The organism is Myxococcales bacterium (assembly GCA_016720545.1).
Classification (GTDB): Bacteria; Myxococcota_A; Polyangia; order Polyangiales; family Polyangiaceae; genus JAAFHV01.
Window position 1 is genome coordinate 318071 of the sequence record JADKKK010000004.1, and the last position, 16806, is coordinate 334876.

The 16806-nt window shown below is 72.7% G+C and carries 13 protein-coding genes; 2 read left to right on the forward strand and 11 right to left on the reverse strand.

Annotated features, from left to right (window positions below):
* Positions 1-22: 22 nt before the first annotated feature.
* Complete coding sequence (locus IPQ09_11060; GenBank protein MBL0194741.1) at positions 23-682, reverse strand: hypothetical protein; 660 nt, start codon at positions 680-682, stop codon at positions 23-25.
* Positions 683-765: 83 nt separating this feature from the next.
* Here IPQ09_11060 and IPQ09_11065 point away from each other — a divergent pair, with 83 nt between their 5' ends.
* A complete protein-coding gene (locus IPQ09_11065; protein MBL0194742.1) occupies positions 766-3423 on the forward strand; it encodes a tetratricopeptide repeat protein in 2658 nt (885 codons plus the stop codon).
* Positions 3424-3707: 284 nt separating this feature from the next.
* On the opposite strand, the gene IPQ09_11070 is transcribed toward IPQ09_11065, so the two are convergent.
* From IPQ09_11070 to obgE, 5 genes are all read right to left on the reverse strand, one after another.
* Positions 3708-7610: a protein kinase gene (locus IPQ09_11070; GenBank protein MBL0194743.1), complete on the reverse strand. Its 3903-nt coding sequence runs from the start codon at positions 7608-7610 to the stop codon at positions 3708-3710.
* 96 nt (positions 7611-7706) lie between these two features.
* Positions 7707-8405 carry a DUF2490 domain-containing protein gene (locus IPQ09_11075; GenBank protein MBL0194744.1) on the reverse strand — a complete coding sequence of 233 codons (699 nt, stop codon included), beginning with the start codon at positions 8403-8405 and terminating at the stop codon, positions 7707-7709.
* Between the two features lie 2 nt (positions 8406-8407).
* Positions 8408-8941, reverse strand: a complete 534-nt coding sequence (locus IPQ09_11080; protein MBL0194745.1) for a hypothetical protein — start codon at positions 8939-8941, stop codon at positions 8408-8410.
* A gap of 47 nt (positions 8942-8988) precedes the next feature.
* Complete coding sequence (locus tag IPQ09_11085) at positions 8989-9990, reverse strand: EscU/YscU/HrcU family type III secretion system export apparatus switch protein (protein ID MBL0194746.1); 1002 nt, start codon at positions 9988-9990, stop codon at positions 8989-8991.
* Entirely contained in the window at positions 9987-11063 is a 1077-nt protein-coding gene (obgE, locus tag IPQ09_11090; GenBank protein ID MBL0194747.1) for a GTPase ObgE, read from the reverse strand. Before obgE ends, IPQ09_11085 begins: the two co-directional genes overlap by 4 nt.
* A 66-nt stretch (positions 11064-11129) precedes the next feature.
* On the opposite strand from obgE, the gene nikR reads away from it, so the two are divergent.
* Complete coding sequence (gene nikR / locus IPQ09_11095) at positions 11130-11657, forward strand: nickel-responsive transcriptional regulator NikR (GenBank protein MBL0194748.1); 528 nt, start codon at positions 11130-11132, stop codon at positions 11655-11657.
* Positions 11658-11675: 18 nt separating this feature from the next.
* On the opposite strand, the gene IPQ09_11100 is transcribed toward nikR, so the two are convergent.
* The 5 genes from IPQ09_11100 to hemE all read right to left on the reverse strand — a co-directional run bounded on the left by IPQ09_11100 (position 11676) and on the right by hemE (position 16617).
* The gene (locus tag IPQ09_11100; GenBank protein ID MBL0194749.1) at positions 11676-12038 is read right to left on the reverse strand and encodes a hypothetical protein; all 363 of its coding nucleotides are present in this window, start codon (positions 12036-12038) and stop codon (positions 11676-11678) included.
* 46 nt (positions 12039-12084) lie between these two features.
* Complete coding sequence (prs, locus tag IPQ09_11105) at positions 12085-12963, reverse strand: ribose-phosphate diphosphokinase (GenBank protein MBL0194750.1); 879 nt, start codon at positions 12961-12963, stop codon at positions 12085-12087.
* Positions 12964-13001: 38 nt separating this feature from the next.
* On the reverse strand, positions 13002-14555 hold the full coding sequence (gene hemG / locus IPQ09_11110; GenBank protein MBL0194751.1) for a protoporphyrinogen oxidase: 1554 nt from the start codon (positions 14553-14555) through the stop codon (positions 13002-13004).
* Positions 14552-15502: a ferrochelatase gene (gene hemH, locus IPQ09_11115; GenBank protein ID MBL0194752.1), complete on the reverse strand. Its 951-nt coding sequence runs from the start codon at positions 15500-15502 to the stop codon at positions 14552-14554. Before hemH ends, hemG begins: the two co-directional genes overlap by 4 nt.
* A gap of 86 nt (positions 15503-15588) precedes the next feature.
* Positions 15589-16617, reverse strand: a complete 1029-nt coding sequence (gene hemE, locus IPQ09_11120; protein MBL0194753.1) for a uroporphyrinogen decarboxylase — start codon at positions 16615-16617, stop codon at positions 15589-15591.
* Positions 16618-16806 lie beyond the last annotated feature (189 nt).

Below are 16806 nucleotides of genomic sequence, written 5' to 3' on the forward strand. Positions count from 1 at the left end.
TACGAGGATCCGTCGCGCGCGCTCAGCGGCACCGCCACGCGAGGCGGATTGGCCGCGGGACGCCCGCATCCGCGGGCGGCGGGCTGGCGTCGACGGTCGGCGCCGCGTCGGGGAGGGGGCTGGCGTCGGCCACGGGGCCCGCGTCGGAGCCCCCGTCGTCGCTGGCGTCGACCGGCGGGCTGGCGTCGACCGGCGGGCTGGCGTCGACGGGTGGGCTGGCGTCGACGGGTGGGCTGGCGTCGACGGGTGGGCTGGCGTCGAGGGTGTCGTCGACGCGAACGCAGTCGCAGACCGCCTCGAGACCGCAGACCTCCTCGACGCGGATGTCCCGCTTGACGAAGTTGGCGACGCAGCCTTCGCCGAACGCCTTGTCGGCCGGGAGGCGCTGGAGAAAGCCGTCGGGCGAGTCGGGGAAGCCCACGCACCCTGGCGTGCCGGACGGGAGCGGGTTGCAGAAGAGGATCGGCTCGGGCTTGCAGTCGAACTGTGGCTTCGCGTCGGGGGCGTCGTTCACCTTCGCCGTGCTGCAGCCCGCGCCGGACGCGAGGGCGACCGCGCAGGCCAGCGCGGCGCCGAGCGCGGCGCCGAGGTGCCGCCGCGCCGAGCGCGGAGCGGTCGCAGAGGGGCAAGCGTCGTGGGCCGCGCGGGGGGCCGGGTCGGTGTCGCGTCGCAAAGGAGCCATGGCGGAATCTTACCCCAGATCAGCGCTCCTGCGGGCATCGGACCGCAGCCAGCGCGAGCCAGGTGGGCTATGCTCGTCGGTCGATGAGCCTCTCCCCTGAAGCCGCCTCCCTGGAACGTCGCACGCCGCTGGTGGGTCGCTCCGTCGAGCTGCGTGAGCTCGACACGGCGCTCTCCCAGACGCGGGAACGCCAAGAGCGCCGCGTCGTCACGCTGATCGGCGCCCCCGGGGTCGGCAAGACGCGGCTCGTCCGCGATTTCCTGGCGAAGCCGCAGCGCGACGGTGGGCTCCCGCGGGTCTTTCGAGGCTCCGCCTCCGAGGGCGGGCCGGCGTTCGGGGTGCTCGCGCGAGCGCTCCGTTCGCGGTTCGGCGTCGTCGAAGGCATGGGCGAGGAGGAGGCAAAGGCGCTCGTGCGCGAGCAGGTCGCGGCCGTGCTCGACGACCGGAAGGTGAACGACATCTGCGTGTTCATCGGCGAGCTGCTCGAGCTCCGCTTCAAGGACTCGCCCCTCCTCGACGCGTTCGCGGGGGACGCTCTGCAGACGCGGCTCTTGCGCCGCGCCGTGCTCCGCCACTTCCTGGAGATGGACGCGCGCCGAGGCGTCAAGGCAGGCGAGGGGCCGCTCGTCCTCGTCTTCGACGACCTCCACCACGCCGATCCCGACTCCCTCGAGCTCTTGTCGTTCCTGCTCGGCGCGGTCGAGGCGCCCGTGTTGTTCGTGTGCGTCGCGCGCCCCGAGCTCTTCGTACGTCGCGACGACCTCCGGACCGCAGGCGGCCCGAAGCACGTGTTGGTCGAGCTCGGGCCGCTCTCCGATGGGCACTCGACCGCGATGATGGAGGCGCTCCTCGCGCCCTGCGGAGGCGCCGAAGGGGTCGAGGATCTCGTGGATGCGGCCTCGACGCTTGCCGGCGGCAACCCCGCGCTGCTCGAGCAAATGGTCCGTATTTTCAAGGACATGGGCGTGCTCGAGGCGCCCGACGCGTTCTCGGAAGACGAGCACTGGCTGGTCCATCCCGAGAGGCTCGCCGACGTGCGCGTGCCGCTCACCGTCGAGGACGCCATCTCGGCGCGCATCGCGTCGCTGTCACCTCGGGAGCGCGCGCTGCTCGAGCACGCGGCGGTCATGGGCGGCGTGTTCTGGCTGGGCGGGCTCGTCGCGATCACGCGCGTGGACGCCCCGTCGCCGGACGTGTGGGAGGCCGTGGGGGCGGACGACCTGCTCCAGATTCAGCTCGCGCTCGCCGCGCTCCGCGACCGCGACTACGTCTTGAAGCTCCCCGACAGCACGTTCCCGGGCGACCAAGAGTACGTCTTCAAGCACAACCTCGAGAGGGAGGCGCTCCTTCGGCTCGTGCCGCACGCGAGCGCGCGGCGCGCCCACCGCGCCATCGCAGACTGGCTCTCGTTCAAGGAGTCCGTGCGCTCCCACGAGGAGTACATGGCGATGCTCGCGCGTCACCGCGAGCTCGGCGGGCTGACGGCCCAGGCGGCGCTCACCTACGCGCAGGCCGCGGACATCGCCCGCCAGCGCTACGCCAACGCGAAGTCGGCGGAGCTCTACAAGAAGGGCCTCGAGCTGCTGTCGCCCGACGTCGAAATCGACATCGACGCGCACGTGACCGCGCTTCACCACTACGGCGACGTGCTGCAGGTGCTCGGGCGCAACGACGAGGCGATGGCCGCCTTCCGGGGCATGCTCGAGCGCGCCTATCGTCTCGGGCTCGACGGCAAAGGCGGCGCCGCGCACGGGCGCATTGGGCGCCTGTTCCGCGACACGGGCCGCCTGGACGACGCCGGCCGGCACTTCGCCGCGGCCCTCGCGCTCTTCGAGGCCGCCGACGACGAGCGGGGCGTCGCGAGCACGGTCGACGACATGGGCAAGCTCGCGTGGCTCCGGGGTGACTACGCGGCCGCGCTGGAGGCCACCCAGCGAGCCCTCGCGGCGCGCCGCCGGATCGGCGATCGCCGCAGCATCGCCCTCAGCCTGAACAACCTCGGGCTCGTATACCAAGACTCTGGCAAGTTCGCGCTCGCGCTCGACTCGTTCGAGCAGGCGCTGCGGATTCGGCGCGAGATCGGGGACCTCGTGGGCGTGACGATCTCGCTCAACAACCTCGGCACCGTCGCCCAGGACCAGCGCGATGACGCGCGGGCGCGCGCGCTCTTCGCGGAGGCGTACGAGGTCGCCAAGGAGACGGGGGACAGGAACCGCATCGCGCTGGTGCTCACGAACCTCGGCGAGACCGAGACGCGGCTCGGCTCCCCGGAGAAGGCCATCCCTTACCTCAAGGAGGCCGAGGAGATCGCCGACGAGCTGGGCGACAAGCTCGGCCTCGCCGAGGCCGTGCGCGGGCTCGGGAAGGCCTACCTTGCCCAGCGCGAGTACACCCGCGCGCGCGAGGCGATCGCCAAGGCCGTCGATCTCTTCCGGGAGATCCAGAGCCGGGTGCAGCTCGGCGTGGCGCTTCGCTCACTCGGTGAGGTCTTGGCGGCGGCCTCGGCCGGCGGCGTCGACGTGGTGGCCGCTCGCGGGCACCTGCTGCAGTCGATCTGGATCTTCGAGGAGATCGGGAACGACGTCGAGGTGGCCCGGAGCTGCCGCGTCTACGCGGACCTGCTCCGCGTGTCGCCCGAGTTCGCCGTCGACCCCGCCGCACAGGAAGAAGAGCGAGAGGTGCGAGCGCGGGCCGACGGGCTGTTCGCCAAGCTCTACGCGGCCTCGGGGCTCAGGCCCTGAATCCGCGGTCGTGATCTAGTCCCCTGGAGTCGTGGTTCGTATCGAGTCGGTCTTGGGTGTCTGCCGAGGAGGAGGGGGAGCGGGGTGCCCCGTTTTCGGCGGCGGCGGGCGTCCTCAACTCGGGTCGTTCCGCGCGGTGGGGGGCTTTGGTAGGTGGGTTTCGGGGCGACCGCGGGCCGACCTCGACTGAGTATCCTCCCGCCGCCAAAGGGACCCCTCGCTCCCTTGTGGCGAAAGGCCGAGCCGCGCGACTTCTGGAAGGGATCACGCTTCCAGGGGACTAGCTACGCGACGCCCCAAGCGTCGGCGAGCGCGAGGGTGCGCGCGTTCTCCTCCACCGCCTCGAGGAAGCTCGCGCGCCACCGTGGGGAGCTCATGAGGTCGGCGCGAGCCAGCACGCGGGCGCGGGCGGCGGTGATCGCCCGGCGCGCGCGGGCGTGGTCGGCGCTGGCGTAGAGCACCTCGGCGTAGGCGAGGCGCACGTAGCTCTCTCCGGCCTCAACACCGCCGAGCCCGTCCAGAACCAACATGGCCTCGTCGATCGGCTCGCGGGCCTCGTCGGCGTCGCCGCGGGCCAGGAGCACCCGCGCGAGCACGGCCAGGCCGTACACGGTCACGTGGGGCGCGAGCTCCTGCCCCGTGAGCGCCCGACGCACTTCCTGCTCGGCCTCGGAGAGGTGCCCGGCGGCGAGCCAGATGCGGGCGGCGATCACCCTCGAGGCCGCCTCCATGCGGCGATCGCCCTGCGCCGCGAAGGCGCGTACGGCGAGCGTTTCGGCGGCGATCGCGTCGTCGAGTCGGCCTGCGCGCGCGTGCACGAGGGCGCGGACTTGGTGAGCCGGCGCAGTCACGACGCCGAGGCCGAGGCGCTCTCCGGTCGCGAGGGCTTCCGCGAGGAGGCGTCCCGCGTCGTCCCACTCGCCCATCTCGACGCAGACCGCCCCTGAGTCGACGAGCGCGCGGGCCGCGCCACGCACATTGCCCGCCTCCTGAAACCGCTCGATGGCGGCGTCGTAGAGTGAGAGCGCGAGGGCGGTGTCGCCGTGCACGAGGGCTCGGTACGCGCGGGCGGAGTGCACGGTCGCGGACGCGTTGGGATCGCTCACGGTCGGCGGGCCGCTCGCGTCGTCCACGTACGCGAGCAGACCGTCCGCCGAGCGGTAGTCGCCCCCCTGCAGGAGCGCGACGGCTGCGCGCGACAGCGCGACCACGTGGGCGGCCGTGCGCACGCCGTTCTGGCTGCGCTGCGAGAGGAGGCTGACGAGCTCGCGGAGGCGAGGCTCGTCGCCGAGCGCGGCGGCCGCCTCGACGGCCTCGGCGAGGGCCCGGAAGTGCCTGACCGACTTTCGGCCCAGCAGGGTCATGGCCTCGCGCGCGTGCCGCTCGGCCTCCGCGTACTCGCCGCGCCATCGACGCGCTTCCGCCTTGCGGAGCAGGAGGCGGCCGCGAACCTCGCCGTCGCTGCCGCACGCGATCCCGCGGTCTGCGTAGTGGAGCACGGCCTCGAGATCGCTGCCTTCGAGCGCCTGCGCCGCCGCACGCCGCCAGAACACCACGGCGCGCTTCGGCTCGTCGCCCGCCTCGAAGTGGGTGGCCAGCGTGACCGGATCGCCCTCTCCGACGCTCTCCAGCCACTCGCCCGCGCGCTGGTGGGCGCTGCGCTTGTCGCGTTCGGTGAGCATGGCGTAGGCGGCCTCGGCGAGCAGCCCGTGGCGGAAGGTCCACTCCTGCTCCCCCCGGAAGCGCCCGCTGTCCTGGCGTGTCAGGATCTCTCGGTCGCCGAGCTCGGTCAGCCAGGGGGCGATCTCCGCCACCGGCGTGCGATCGTCGAAGAGGGCGACCACGCCGCCCGTCCAGAAGGTCTTGCCGAACACGCTGGCCGCCCGGAGCACGCGGCGTGCCTCCGGCTCGAGCGCCTCGATGCGCCCCTGCGCCATCGCGATCACCGAGCCGGGGAGCCGATCGCCGTGGCCCTCGGCCACGCTCCGAATGAGCTCCTCGAGGTAGAACGCGTTGCCGCCCGCCGTGGCCACGATGCGCGCCACCGTGGCGTCGTCCGCGAGGTGCTCGAGGACCTGCCGCACGAGCCGCTCGCTCGCCTTGCGAGAGAGCTCCCCAAGTCGCACCTCGCGCGGGCCGTGCTCGGACCATAAGTTGTTGTAAATGTTGTCAATTTCAGGTCTCGCGAGCGCGAGCACGAGGATGGGCCGGTCCTTCATGCGGAGGCTCGCCCCGACGAGGTTGACCGAGGGGAGATCGCCCCAGTGGAGGTCCTCGAGCACGAGGACCACGGGGTGGACCTCGGCCTCCGCGGCGAGGAACTCCTCCCACGCGCGGGCGATCTGGTCGCCCATGAGCTGGGCGTCGCTGCGCGCGGCGCGCAGCTGCACGTCCTCGCGTTCGCCGCCGGCGGCGCCGATGAGCTCGGCGAGGAACTGCGCGACGCGCGCCACCGCGGCGCGAGGCACGTGCCGCGCGACCCGGGCGCGGAGCTTCTCGCGCTGGACGGCGATCGGCTCGCCGTCGAGGACGCCGGCGGCGCCGCGGACCATCTGCGCGAGCATGCCGAACGGTGACCGCGCGCGCATCGGATCGCCGGACGCGAGCCACACCTCCACCGCCTCGGTGCGGCTCTTGATCGCCCGGAGCGTCTCGTAGCGGACCCGCGACTTGCCCACGCCTGCCGCGCCCTTCACGATCACCGCGCGCGCCACCTCGTCGGCGACGCACTCGGCGAACACGCCCTCGACCTCGAGGAGCTCGCGCTCGCGGCTGACACATGTCGTGGGCTTACCGAGCAGGAGGCGGGCCGCGTCCTGCGGCGCGCGCTCGCGCAGCAGGTGGAGGCTCGACGTCTCTCGCGTCACCACGAAGCGCGCGTCGAGGAGCCCAGCGCTGATCTCGTCCACGAGGATCGCGCGCGTCCCGGGCCCGCCGGACGAGGTCTCGGGCTCGCCACGGAGGAGCTCGAGTGCGCGGTCCACCGCGTCGCCCATGGGGACGCGGTCGGCGAGCACCGCCCGGCCCGTCACCAGCACCAGCGGGACGCGGGGGGCTGCCAGGCGAATCGCGAACGCGCACCGCGCCGCGCGCACGGCTTGGTCGGTGGCGCTGGCGCGGCCGGCCAACGTCGCGAGGAGCTCACCGCTCGGCAGCGCCTCGAGCTGTGCCCCGAACGGGGCCACGGCGAGCCGGAGCCGGCGGGCGAGCGAGGGGCTCGCGGTTGGCGTGCCGTCGACCAGAGTAGGCTCCTCTCCGCCGTCGGCGGCGATGGCGATCACGCTCACGAGGCGCTGCTCGCCATGCATGATCGCCTCGCCCTTCGTCGGGTGGGCGAGGACGGTGCGGTCGCCCTCGACATCGCGGAGCGCGGCGAGCTCGGCCGCCACCACGCCGGCGTCTGCGGGGCGGTCGTCCGGCGACTGCGAGAGCATTCGCGCGATGAGATCGTCGAGCTCTCGTGGGACGTTGGCGCGCGCGTCGCGCACGCGCGGCGCCGAGTGGTAAAGAAGCTTTCCTAGTATCGCGATGGGGTCGTCGGCGTCGAACGGAGGCACGCCCGTGAGGCACTTGTAGAGCAGCGCGCCGAGGGCGAAGACGTCGGTGCGTGCGTCGACCTTTCCGACCCCGCGCGCCTGCTCCGGCGCCATGTAGCCCAGGGTGCCAAGCACGGCGCCCACCTGCGTGATCGAAGAGGGCTGGCCGCCGCCGCCACCCTTGGCGATCCCCAGATCGATGATGACCACCCGCTCCAGGTCCTTGTCGCGGAGGAGGAGGTTCGCGGGCTTGATGTCGCGGTGCACGACGCCGAGCCCGTGGGCATAGGCTAGGATCTCGGCGGTGCGCCGTACGAGGTCGACGCTCTCGCGCATGGTGAGGCCGGTCCGCGCGAGTCGCTGCCCGAGGGTCTCGCCCTCGACCCACTCGAGCGCGAGGTAGGCGGTGCCACCTTCGAGCTCGCCGTGGGCTACGAGGCGCACGATGCCAGGGTGCGACAGCTGCGCGAGCAGCTCGGCTTCGCGCTCGAGCCGCTCGGTCTGCTCCTCGGCGCCCTCGCCGTAGAGGACCTTCAGGGCGACCACAGAGCCCGTCTCGAGATCGGTCGCTCGGTACACCTTGGCCGTGCCGCCCACGCTCGCGCGGTGCTCGATGCGAAAGCGCTCGGAGACGACGAAGCCTTGGTCCACGCGAGGCCGAGGCTACCCTCTATCGCGGCGCGTGGGGAGCGCCCGTGCACGTCGGCTCGCGGCCACGCGCCCGGGGCCGAGCGCGGCCAGCGGCCGCTAGAACGCGAGGAAGGCCATGAGGGCCGCGTTCTGCTGGTGGAGGAGCGAGCCGTCGGCGCGGCGCACGGTGACCGCCAAGGCCCCGGCCTCGAGCCGCAGGGCTCCCTGGGTGAACCCAAGGCCGAGGAACAAGCGGTTCTGGTCGAAGCCCCCAGGCGCCTTCCACGACGTGGTGTGAAGCTGGACGAAGACCTCGTCCCACGTGGCGATCGCGAGCGGGCCTCGGGGCCAGAGCGCGACGTTGGCGCGCCCGAAGAGCCTCGCGCGGAGCGCCGGATCTTCGCCGTCGCGGAAGCGCTGCTCGAGGCGGGGGCGCAGCTGGAGGGTGAGCTGTCCGACGCTGCCACTGACGAGCGCCTGCTGCCAGGCGCGGTGCTCGTAGACGTTCGCCGGACCGTCGGCGTAGGTGCCGGCGTAGGCGTACCCGGCCCAGAGGCTCACGAGGTCGGAGAGCCGATAGCCAACGCCGGGGCGCGCGAGCACGATCGTGGCGGAGGCGCCCCGACGGGCCTGGAGATCGAGCCACGCGCTCGGTCCTCGCGCGCCGGAAGCCGGAGCCTCGGACGGCGCCTTGACGGTCGCGAACAGCGCGGTCCACGCCTGGGTCTCGCGCTGCTGCGCGCGCGCGGACGTGCTCGTCGCCACGACCGCGGCGAGGCTCGCCGCCGCGCCGAGCCGCCCGAGGCGACGGGCCATGATCAACGAACGCGGGCGCGCGCGCGGGCGCTCTCCCGCAGCTCGCGGGACCAGGGGACCTTGGCGGCCTCGTCTTCGTCGTCGGAGAACCCGTAGAGTCGCTTCGGGCCGCGTGGCGCGCCCTCCAGGGTGAGGCACAGGTCGAAGGGCGGCTTGTCGTCGCACGCCGCGACCTTGTACGTGACCGTCCCCCGCTTCTTGTCGTGCAAGAACACCAGGTCGAGGTCGGCGGACCGGCGCTCGAACTCGAACATTTCGTACGACGCGCGGTACGCCGAGCCCGTGTCGAAGAGGCCGACGCCGCCGCCCAGGAAGATGCCGATGGTGACGTCGTCGGTGCGGCGCTCGGGCAGGCGATCGAACCAGACGCGGTTGAGCAGGTCGCGGGGAGTGGCGTGCGGAGTCGTGACCTCGCTCGGGACGGGCGAGGTCGCGGGTCGCGGCCCACGCGCGGCCAGGCCGAGGCCCACGCCGAGCGCGAGCGCCGAGACCACGAGGAGCTTGGCGCGGGTGCTCGGCTTCTGCCCGTCCGTCATGGGCCGAGCCTACCAGGCGTCGCGTGTCGCCGATCCAGAAACCCGCCTCAGCTGTCTCCCGGTCGCAGCAGATCCGCGACCGCCTCGTAGTCGTGTTCGGCGATCGGGTCTCCCACCTCGCGACCACGCGCGAGCGACGCGGCCAGGGCCGCGTCGTAGTGGACCGGGATGTCCGCGGCCGCCGAGTCACGCGCGAGCGCGAGCGCGCCGACGCCGCGTCGAATGCTCGTGAGACGCGGCGCGTCGCCGGTCGCAGGGCGCCACGCGAGGAGCACGGCGAGCCCGTCGCCCTCCACGCAGGCCACGTGGTCGGCGCGGAGCGAGCTCGGCGAGACCTCCAGTCGACCGACGTCGCTCGCGCGCTTGCGGGCCGCGCGCGCCTGGGAATCGCCCTCGGAGGCCCGCCGCTCGTCGTCGATCGCGCGCGGGGTCATGCGGAGCCGCCCGCGTCGGGCGAGGGTGGCCGCTGCCACGTCGGCCGCGCCCAAGGCGAGCGACAGCGCGGCGCCGACGTGGAGCGCGCGCCGGCCCAAGGTGGCCGAGGCGCGCAGCGTCGCCGAGGGCGAGCGGCCCGCCACGCGGAGAGCCGAGGGGGTGAGCTGGACGAGCGCCGCGCCGACCAGGGAGAGGCCGAGCGCCGCGTAGAGGGCGCCCCGCGCAGCGTCGCTGGCGCTCCCGCCACGCCCCGTGGCGCCGCTCCACAGTCGCTTCGGTGCGAATCCGAAGCGCGTCTCCATCAGGGTGGCCGCGAGGGCGACCGCGCCTACGAGCGCGAGGAGCGGCCCAGCCAGCATGAGCAGGTCGAGCGCGAGCGCGCGGGGCGCGAACGCGATCGCCACGTCGGCTTCCCCCGCGTGCCCGATGGCCTCCTTCACCGACGCGCCGCTCCTGGCGAGCAGCGCCTCGGCGGCGGTGGGGCTCGCGAGGACGAGCGCGAGCAGCGCCAGGGCGCCGCCCGCGCCGGAGGCGCCAAAGTCGCCGTCGCGTCGGGCGCGCCGGAGCCGCTCGGGCGTCGGCTCGAGCGTGCCCTCCTCGGCGCCGTCGGTCATGGGTTGCGCTTGGCGCGGCGCTTCGGCGGCGGGGCCTCGGCTGCGCGCGCCTCGACCTCGGCGGCGTCGGCGGCGCGCCCCTTGGCCACGAGCTCGTAGAGCAGGCGCTCCATCTCGCGCATTCCTTCACCGGTCGCCGCGGAGAGGGCGTGGAGCTTGAGCTTCTTCTTCGCGAAACGCGCCTTCAGCGCCGGGTAGGCCTCGCGCACCTCCGTCACATCCATCTTGGAGAGCGCCACCAGCGTGGGGCGCTTCGCGAGCGCGGGGTCGAAGAGGCGGAGCTCCTTGCGTAGCGCGTCGTAGTCGTCGACGGGATCGCGCCCCTCGCCGGGATCGAGCGACACGAGGTGGAGCAGGGCCCGCGTGCGCTCGACGTGCTTGAGGAAACGTAGGCCGAGCCCCGCGCCCGTGGAGGCGCCCGGGATGAGGCCTGGGATGTCGGCCACCACGAACGACGCGTCGTCGACGCGCACCACGCCGAGCTGCGGGACGAGCGTGGTGAAGGGGTAGTCGGCGACCTTCGCGCGGGCCCGTGAGCACGCGCTCACGAAGGTCGACTTCCCCACGTTCGGGAAGCCGAGGAGCCCCACGTCGGCCATGACCTTGAGCTCGAGCCGCAGGCGCCGCTCGGCGCCGGGCTCACCGGGCTCTGCGCGCCGCGGCGCACGATCGAGCGGCGTCGCAAAGTGGATGTTCCCGCGGCCTCCGCGCCCGCCCTTTGCGACGACTGTGTCCTGCCCGCCGACGGTCAGGTCGTGGAGGAGATCGTTCGATTCGGCGTCGAACACCTGCGTGCCGACGGGGACGCGGCAAATGAGGTCCTGCGCGCCGCGCCCGTAGCAGTCGGCGCCCAGCCCGTTCTCTCCGTCGTCGGCTCGGAGCGTGTGGGCGTACGTGAGGTCGAGGAGCGTGGAGAGACCAGGATCCGTGCGGAAAACGACGTCGCCGCCGCGCCCGCCGTCCCCTCCAGACGGACCACCGAACGGTACGTACTTCTCGCGGCGGAAGGCCACCGCGCCATTCCCGCCGTCGCCGGCTCGGGCCTTCACTTCGCATGAATCTACGAACTTCACGCCTCCCCCTTACCACCGTGTCCCCGCGCTGTCCCCGCGAACGCCGTCGGCTGCTAGGCTCGGCGTATGAAGGACGTGCTCGTGCGCTTCGGCCTCGCCATGGAGAGCTCCCTGCTGAGCGAGCTCGACGAGATCGTCGCCGCGCGCGGGACCACGCGCTCGGAGCTGCTCCGGGACCTGGTCCGCGCCGAGGTGTCGAAGCAGCGCGTCCGCTCCGGCGAGCCCGCGGTGGGCGCTCTCACGCTCGTGTACGACCACCACGTCCGCGACCTCACGGAGCGGCTCACCGCGGTGCAGCACGGCCTCGGCGACGCGATCCGCTCCACCATGCACGTCCACCTCGATCACGATCACTGCCTCGAGGTGATCGTCATGCGGGGGGACACCGACGTGCTGCGCGACGCGGCGCAGAGAATGCTAGCGACGCGCGGCGTGAAGCACGGGGGGCTCGAGCTCGTCACCGACCGCGCGCGCGTCCAAGCCTCCGACGAGCCCGGCCCGGTGCATGAGCACGACGGCCACACCCACGTGCACGCACCCGACGGCCACGCTCACGCGCACACCCACGGCCACGCGCGCCCGCGCCGCAAGTGAAGAGGGTCGCGTCGATCGCTACCCCGCGAGGCGGGCGAACATGCCGACGACGAAGAGCAGAACATCGATGATGCCGATCACGAGCGCGGCCGTGGCCTTGCCGTCGCCGGTCATCCCCGGGCGCAGGGCGATGAGCTTCTTCGCGTCGAGCGCGTTCTTGATGGCGAGCGGGCCAAGAATGACGCCGAAGCAGAAGAGGCCCACGATGGCGTACTTGAGCGCCGTGTTGGCCTGAGGGCACTCCATCGGGAGCGCCTCGTCGAACGACGCCTGGGGCGGGGCGTAGGGGTTCGCGCCGAGGCCGTAGCCGCCCGCTGGCGGCGGCGCGCCGTACCCGGCCGCGGGCGACATGGGCGGACCATTCGGGGGCTCGAGGGACATGCAGAGAGGCTAGGGGGAACGCCCGCGCCTCGCCAGCGCGTTCTTCTCAGCGCGAGCGCAGCAGCGCCTTCGCGAAAAGCGGGGCGACGGCGGTGACGCGCTCCGCGCCGAGCTGCTGGCTGCCCGGGTGCGAGTCGGTACCGCACACCGTCGCGAAGACGCCCGAGGCGCGGATCTTCTCCAGGGAGTCGCCCGGCAGCACGAGGTGGCTCGCGATCGCGTGCACGCGGGAGGCGCCGGCGGCGAGGTACGCGCGGCCGGCCTGGACGAGCGACGACCCCGTGCGGATCATGTCGTCGTAGACCACGACGTCCTTGTCCACCACGTCGGCGTTGATGCCCGTCACCGAGAGCGCTCCGCTCGACGAGTCTCGCTTCTTGTAGACGAACGCAGGCTCCACGCCGAGGGTTCGCGCCAGGCTCTGCACCCACTTCGCGCGCCCAGCGTCGGTGGCGCCGAGGACATACGGCGTGTCGCCCATGGTGCGCTTGACGAGCTCGGTGATGAGGGGCGCTCCGTAGAGGTGGTGCGTGACGTGCCGGTCCTCGAAGTAGAACTCGATGCCGTCGGTGTGGAGGTCGAACAAGAACACCCGCGAGCCGCCCTCACAGCCGGGGATCGACGAGATGAGGCGGGCGCGGGTCTTCGCGGTCACCACCTCCCCGGGGTGGACGGCGCGTTCCATCGTCGCGTAGCCGAAATAGGGCATCACGATGCTGAGCGAGCGCGCTCCGGCCCGCGAGATCGCGCAGCCGAGGTCATAGACTTCGAGCCAGTCGAGGTCGGTCGGGGTGCCGCCAAGCAGCACGACGTCCCGGCCCCAGGCGTCGTCGAGGAGCCGCAGATAGCGCTCGCCGTCGGGGAACATCTTGCGCTCGACGTGTCCCTCGTCGAGCTCGCCCTCGGCGAGGAAGCTCGGCGCCATGTAGCTGTAGGATGCAATCGTATAGAGCAGACCGTTTCTCACGTGCGCGCCTCTCTCTCTCTCGTTGCGCGCCCCGCGGACGCGTCTGCGATCGCGCGGGCGACCTCCCGGGCCTGTCGGATGCACTCGGGGATGCCGATGCCGTCGTACCCGTTCCCCGCGAGGTACACGCCAGGGTGTGCGGAGAGCGCGCGCTCGACCCGCGCGAGGCGGGCCAAGTGTCCCAGGCGCGGCTGGGGGCTCGCCATCCCGTACCTGTGGATCCGCGCGAACTGGGCCATTCCGCGCAGCGGCACGAAGGCCGCGAGCTCGCGCCGCGCGAGGTCGGCGAGGGCCTCGTCCGTCACCTCGCGTCCCGCGTGCTGGCCCGAGAAGAAGAGCCGCACGAGAGCCTGCCCGCCGGGCACGCGGTGATCCCACTTCGAGCCGACCCAGGTGCACGCCAGCGCCGCGCGCCCCGCGGAGCGCGGGACGATGTACCCTGACGCGTCGAGCGGGTGGTCGACATCGGAGCGCTTGAACGCCAGGAAGACCGTCGCGGTCGAGGCGTAGTCGAACTCGCCGAGCAGGGCGGGCAGCGTGTCGTCGAGGGGCGCGAGCGCCCGGCGGGCCGCGTGGGCCGGGCCCGTGAACACCACGTGGTCGGCCTCGAGGACCTCGTCGCGGAGGGCCACCCGGTAGCGTCGCCCAGGGCCGCCTCGGTCCACGGGGGCGGCCGAGACGCTCTCCACGCGCGCCCCGAGCCGGACCTCGCCCTTCACGCGGTGCGCGAGGTTGACCACCAGATCGCCCATGCCGCGTTTGAGCGACAGGAAGGCCGATGGGCCCGCCGGCCGTCGCGATGGCGGCGCCGCGTCCCGCGCGTCGCGTTTCTCGCGCGAGCTGCGCGGGCGTCGTCGATCATGCTCGGGATCTTCGTCGCGGGGCGCGGGGCGCTCGGGGCTCTTGGCGGTCCGCGCCGCCTTCTGCGCGCGCATCGCGCGGATCAGCGAACCGTGAGTCTTCTCGGCCGCCACGAGCTGCGGGAACGCGGCCCGCACGGAAATTTGATAGGCGTCCCCCGCGAAGATGCCGCCCAGCAGCGGACCGGCGAGGCGCTCGGTGAGCTGCTCGCCGAACCGGCGCTCGAGGAACGCGCCGACGGTCTCGTCCTCGCCGTCGTGCCACGCGCGCGGCGGCACGACGAGCTCGAGCCCCATGCGCAGCTTCGCGTCCCACGTGAACAGCTCGGAGACCGCGATGGGGTACGCCTCCGTGGGGACGCCGAGCAGCACGCCCTCGGGCATGGAGTGGAGCGCCCCGTTGTGTGCAATGTACACCTTACGGTTCGCAGGGATGGTCTCGATGAGCTCGTCGCCGAGCCCGAGCTCCCTGGCCAGATCCGTGGCGTGGGGCTTCGCGGCCACCCACGAGTCGGGGCCATAGTCGATGAGGAAGCCGTTGTGCACGTCGGTGACGATGTTGCCGCCGAGGCGCGGCGAGGCCTCGACGAGGACGACCTCGGCCTCCGGCGCGAGGTGCTCGAGGGCGTACGCGGTCGTGAGCCCGGTGATCCCGCCCCCAATGACGACGACCCGCGTGCGGCGGCTCATTGCGGGCTCGGCGGGGCGTCGCCCGCGCTCCCATCGATGACCTGCCGGGCGAGGTCGGCGAGCACGTCGACGAGCGCATCGTCGGCGTTGAGCGACGCGGTTCGCGAGAACTGGAGGGAGAGCTCGGAGGCCCAGGCGCGCGCTTCGATGTCGAGATCGTAGAGGATCTCCACGTGGTCCGCCAAGAACCCCACGGGCGCCACGACCACGCGCGTGTGACCTGCGGCGCGCGCGGCCTCGAACGCCGCCCTGAGGTCGGGGCCCATCCACTCGATGGGGCGCCCGCCCGGGCCGGCGCTCATGCCCTGGCTCTGGAAGCAGACCGCCACGCGCCCCGGCGCGCGAGAGAGCCTCGCGGTGATGTCGCTCGCGGACGCGCGAAACTCCGCTTCGTAGGGATCGCCCGCGCGCCCCACGGCGACGGGGAGGCTGTGCGCAGAGAAGATGACCGTGGTCGCCGCGAGCTCGGCGTCGGACAGCCCGCGGAGCGCGTCGTCGACCCGTGCGGCGAAGGCGTCGGAGAGCCCCTCGTGGCGCCCCCAGTTGCCCGGGCCGATCACGCGGACCGTCTCCCCGACCTCGGCCCGCGCCGCCTCTCGTACCGCGTCGAGGTAGATGGCCGCGGAGTGCTGCGCGAGGGGGAGCACCACGATTTCGGTCAGCGCGCTGACGTCGGCGGCAAGCCCGCGGATGGCCTCGCTTGGGGTCGGGGCGAAGAGCCGCCCGCACGCGCGCGCGGGCAGCCGGAGGGCCGCGCCCAGCTTGACCGTGAGCGCGCGGGTGATGTCGTTGAGCGGCGAGCGGCCTCCGATGGCCTCGTACCGGCGCGTGACCTCGGCGACCAGCTCCGGCGACGGCGGGTGCCCGCGGCGGATGTTGGTGAGGAACTGGGGCAGCTCAGCAACCGAGTCGACCGTGCCGTGGACGATGACGATGAGACCTCTCACGTGGAGCTCGCTCTCGCTATGGAAGTGTGCGTTTGGCGTTGGGATCGGGGCGTCACCATGTGGCGCGCCGGGTGTGTGGCCCGGCGCTACACCGCGCGCGAGCTCACCTCGTGCACGAGCTCGACGACCGCTTGGACGTTGTCGACCGGCGTCCCGGGGAGGATGCCGTGGCCCAGGTTGAAGATGTGCCCGGGCCGCCCCGCGGCGGCGTCGAGGATGCGCCGCACGTGCCGCGCCGCGACCTCGCGTGGGGCGAAGAGCACCGTTGGGTCGAGGTTGCCCTGCACGCCGCGATCGTGGCCGATGCGCTCCCAGCCCTCGGCGAACGGCGTGCGCCAGTCGAGGCCGAGCACCGTGCCGCCGGCCTTGCGCTGCAGGTCGAGCAGCGCGTGGGTGCCCGTGCCGAAGTGGATGACCGGCACGCCCAGGGTCTCCACGTCGGCCAGGATGTGCCGCACGTGTGGGAAAATGTGCTCCTCGTAGTCTTCACGCGAGAGCTGCCCGACCCACGAGTCGAAGAGCTGGATGGCGTCGGCCCCGGCCGCGACCTGCGCGCGGAGGTACCGCCTCACCACCTCCGCGAGCTTGCTCATGAGCAGCGCGAACGTGTCGGGTTCGGAGTACATGAGCGCCTTGGTCTTGGCGAAGTGGGCGCTCTTGCCGCCCTCGATGAGGTAGCTCGCGAGGGTGAACGGCGCGCCCGCGAAGCCGATCAGCGGGATGGAGATCTCCTTCTTGATCATGCGGAGCGAGCTCATCACGTAGCCGAGGCCGTCCTCGGGCTCGATCACCCGCAGGCGCTCGATGTCGGCCCGGCACGACACGGGCGAGTGGACGACCGGCCCCTCGCCCTTGGCGAACTCGAACGGCGCGCCCATCGGCTCGAGCGGCAGGAGGATGTCGGCGAACAGGATGGCGGCGTCCATCCCGAGGCGCAGAGGCTGGAGCGTGACCTCGGTGGCGAGCTCGGCGTTCTTGCAGATCTCGAGGAGGCTGTGCTTCTCGCGGAGGGCGCGGTACTCGGCCATGTAGCGGCCGGCCTGGCGCATCATCCACACCGGGGTGCGCTCGGTCTTCTCGAGGCGGCACGCGCGAAGGAACAGATCGTTCTTCATGGGGCCCGGGAGCCTAGTCGACTTTCGGCGCGAGCGGCGCATCTTCGGGCGGCCCAGGAGCCTGGCGCTCGCCCGGCCGGGAGGTGCGAGCGGCGACCGACCGGCCACGACGGGAGGCCGCCGACCGGCGCGGACGAGGGAGCTCAGCGGCTCGTGCCCTGTTGCTCGTGCCGCTCGTGCCGTGCACAC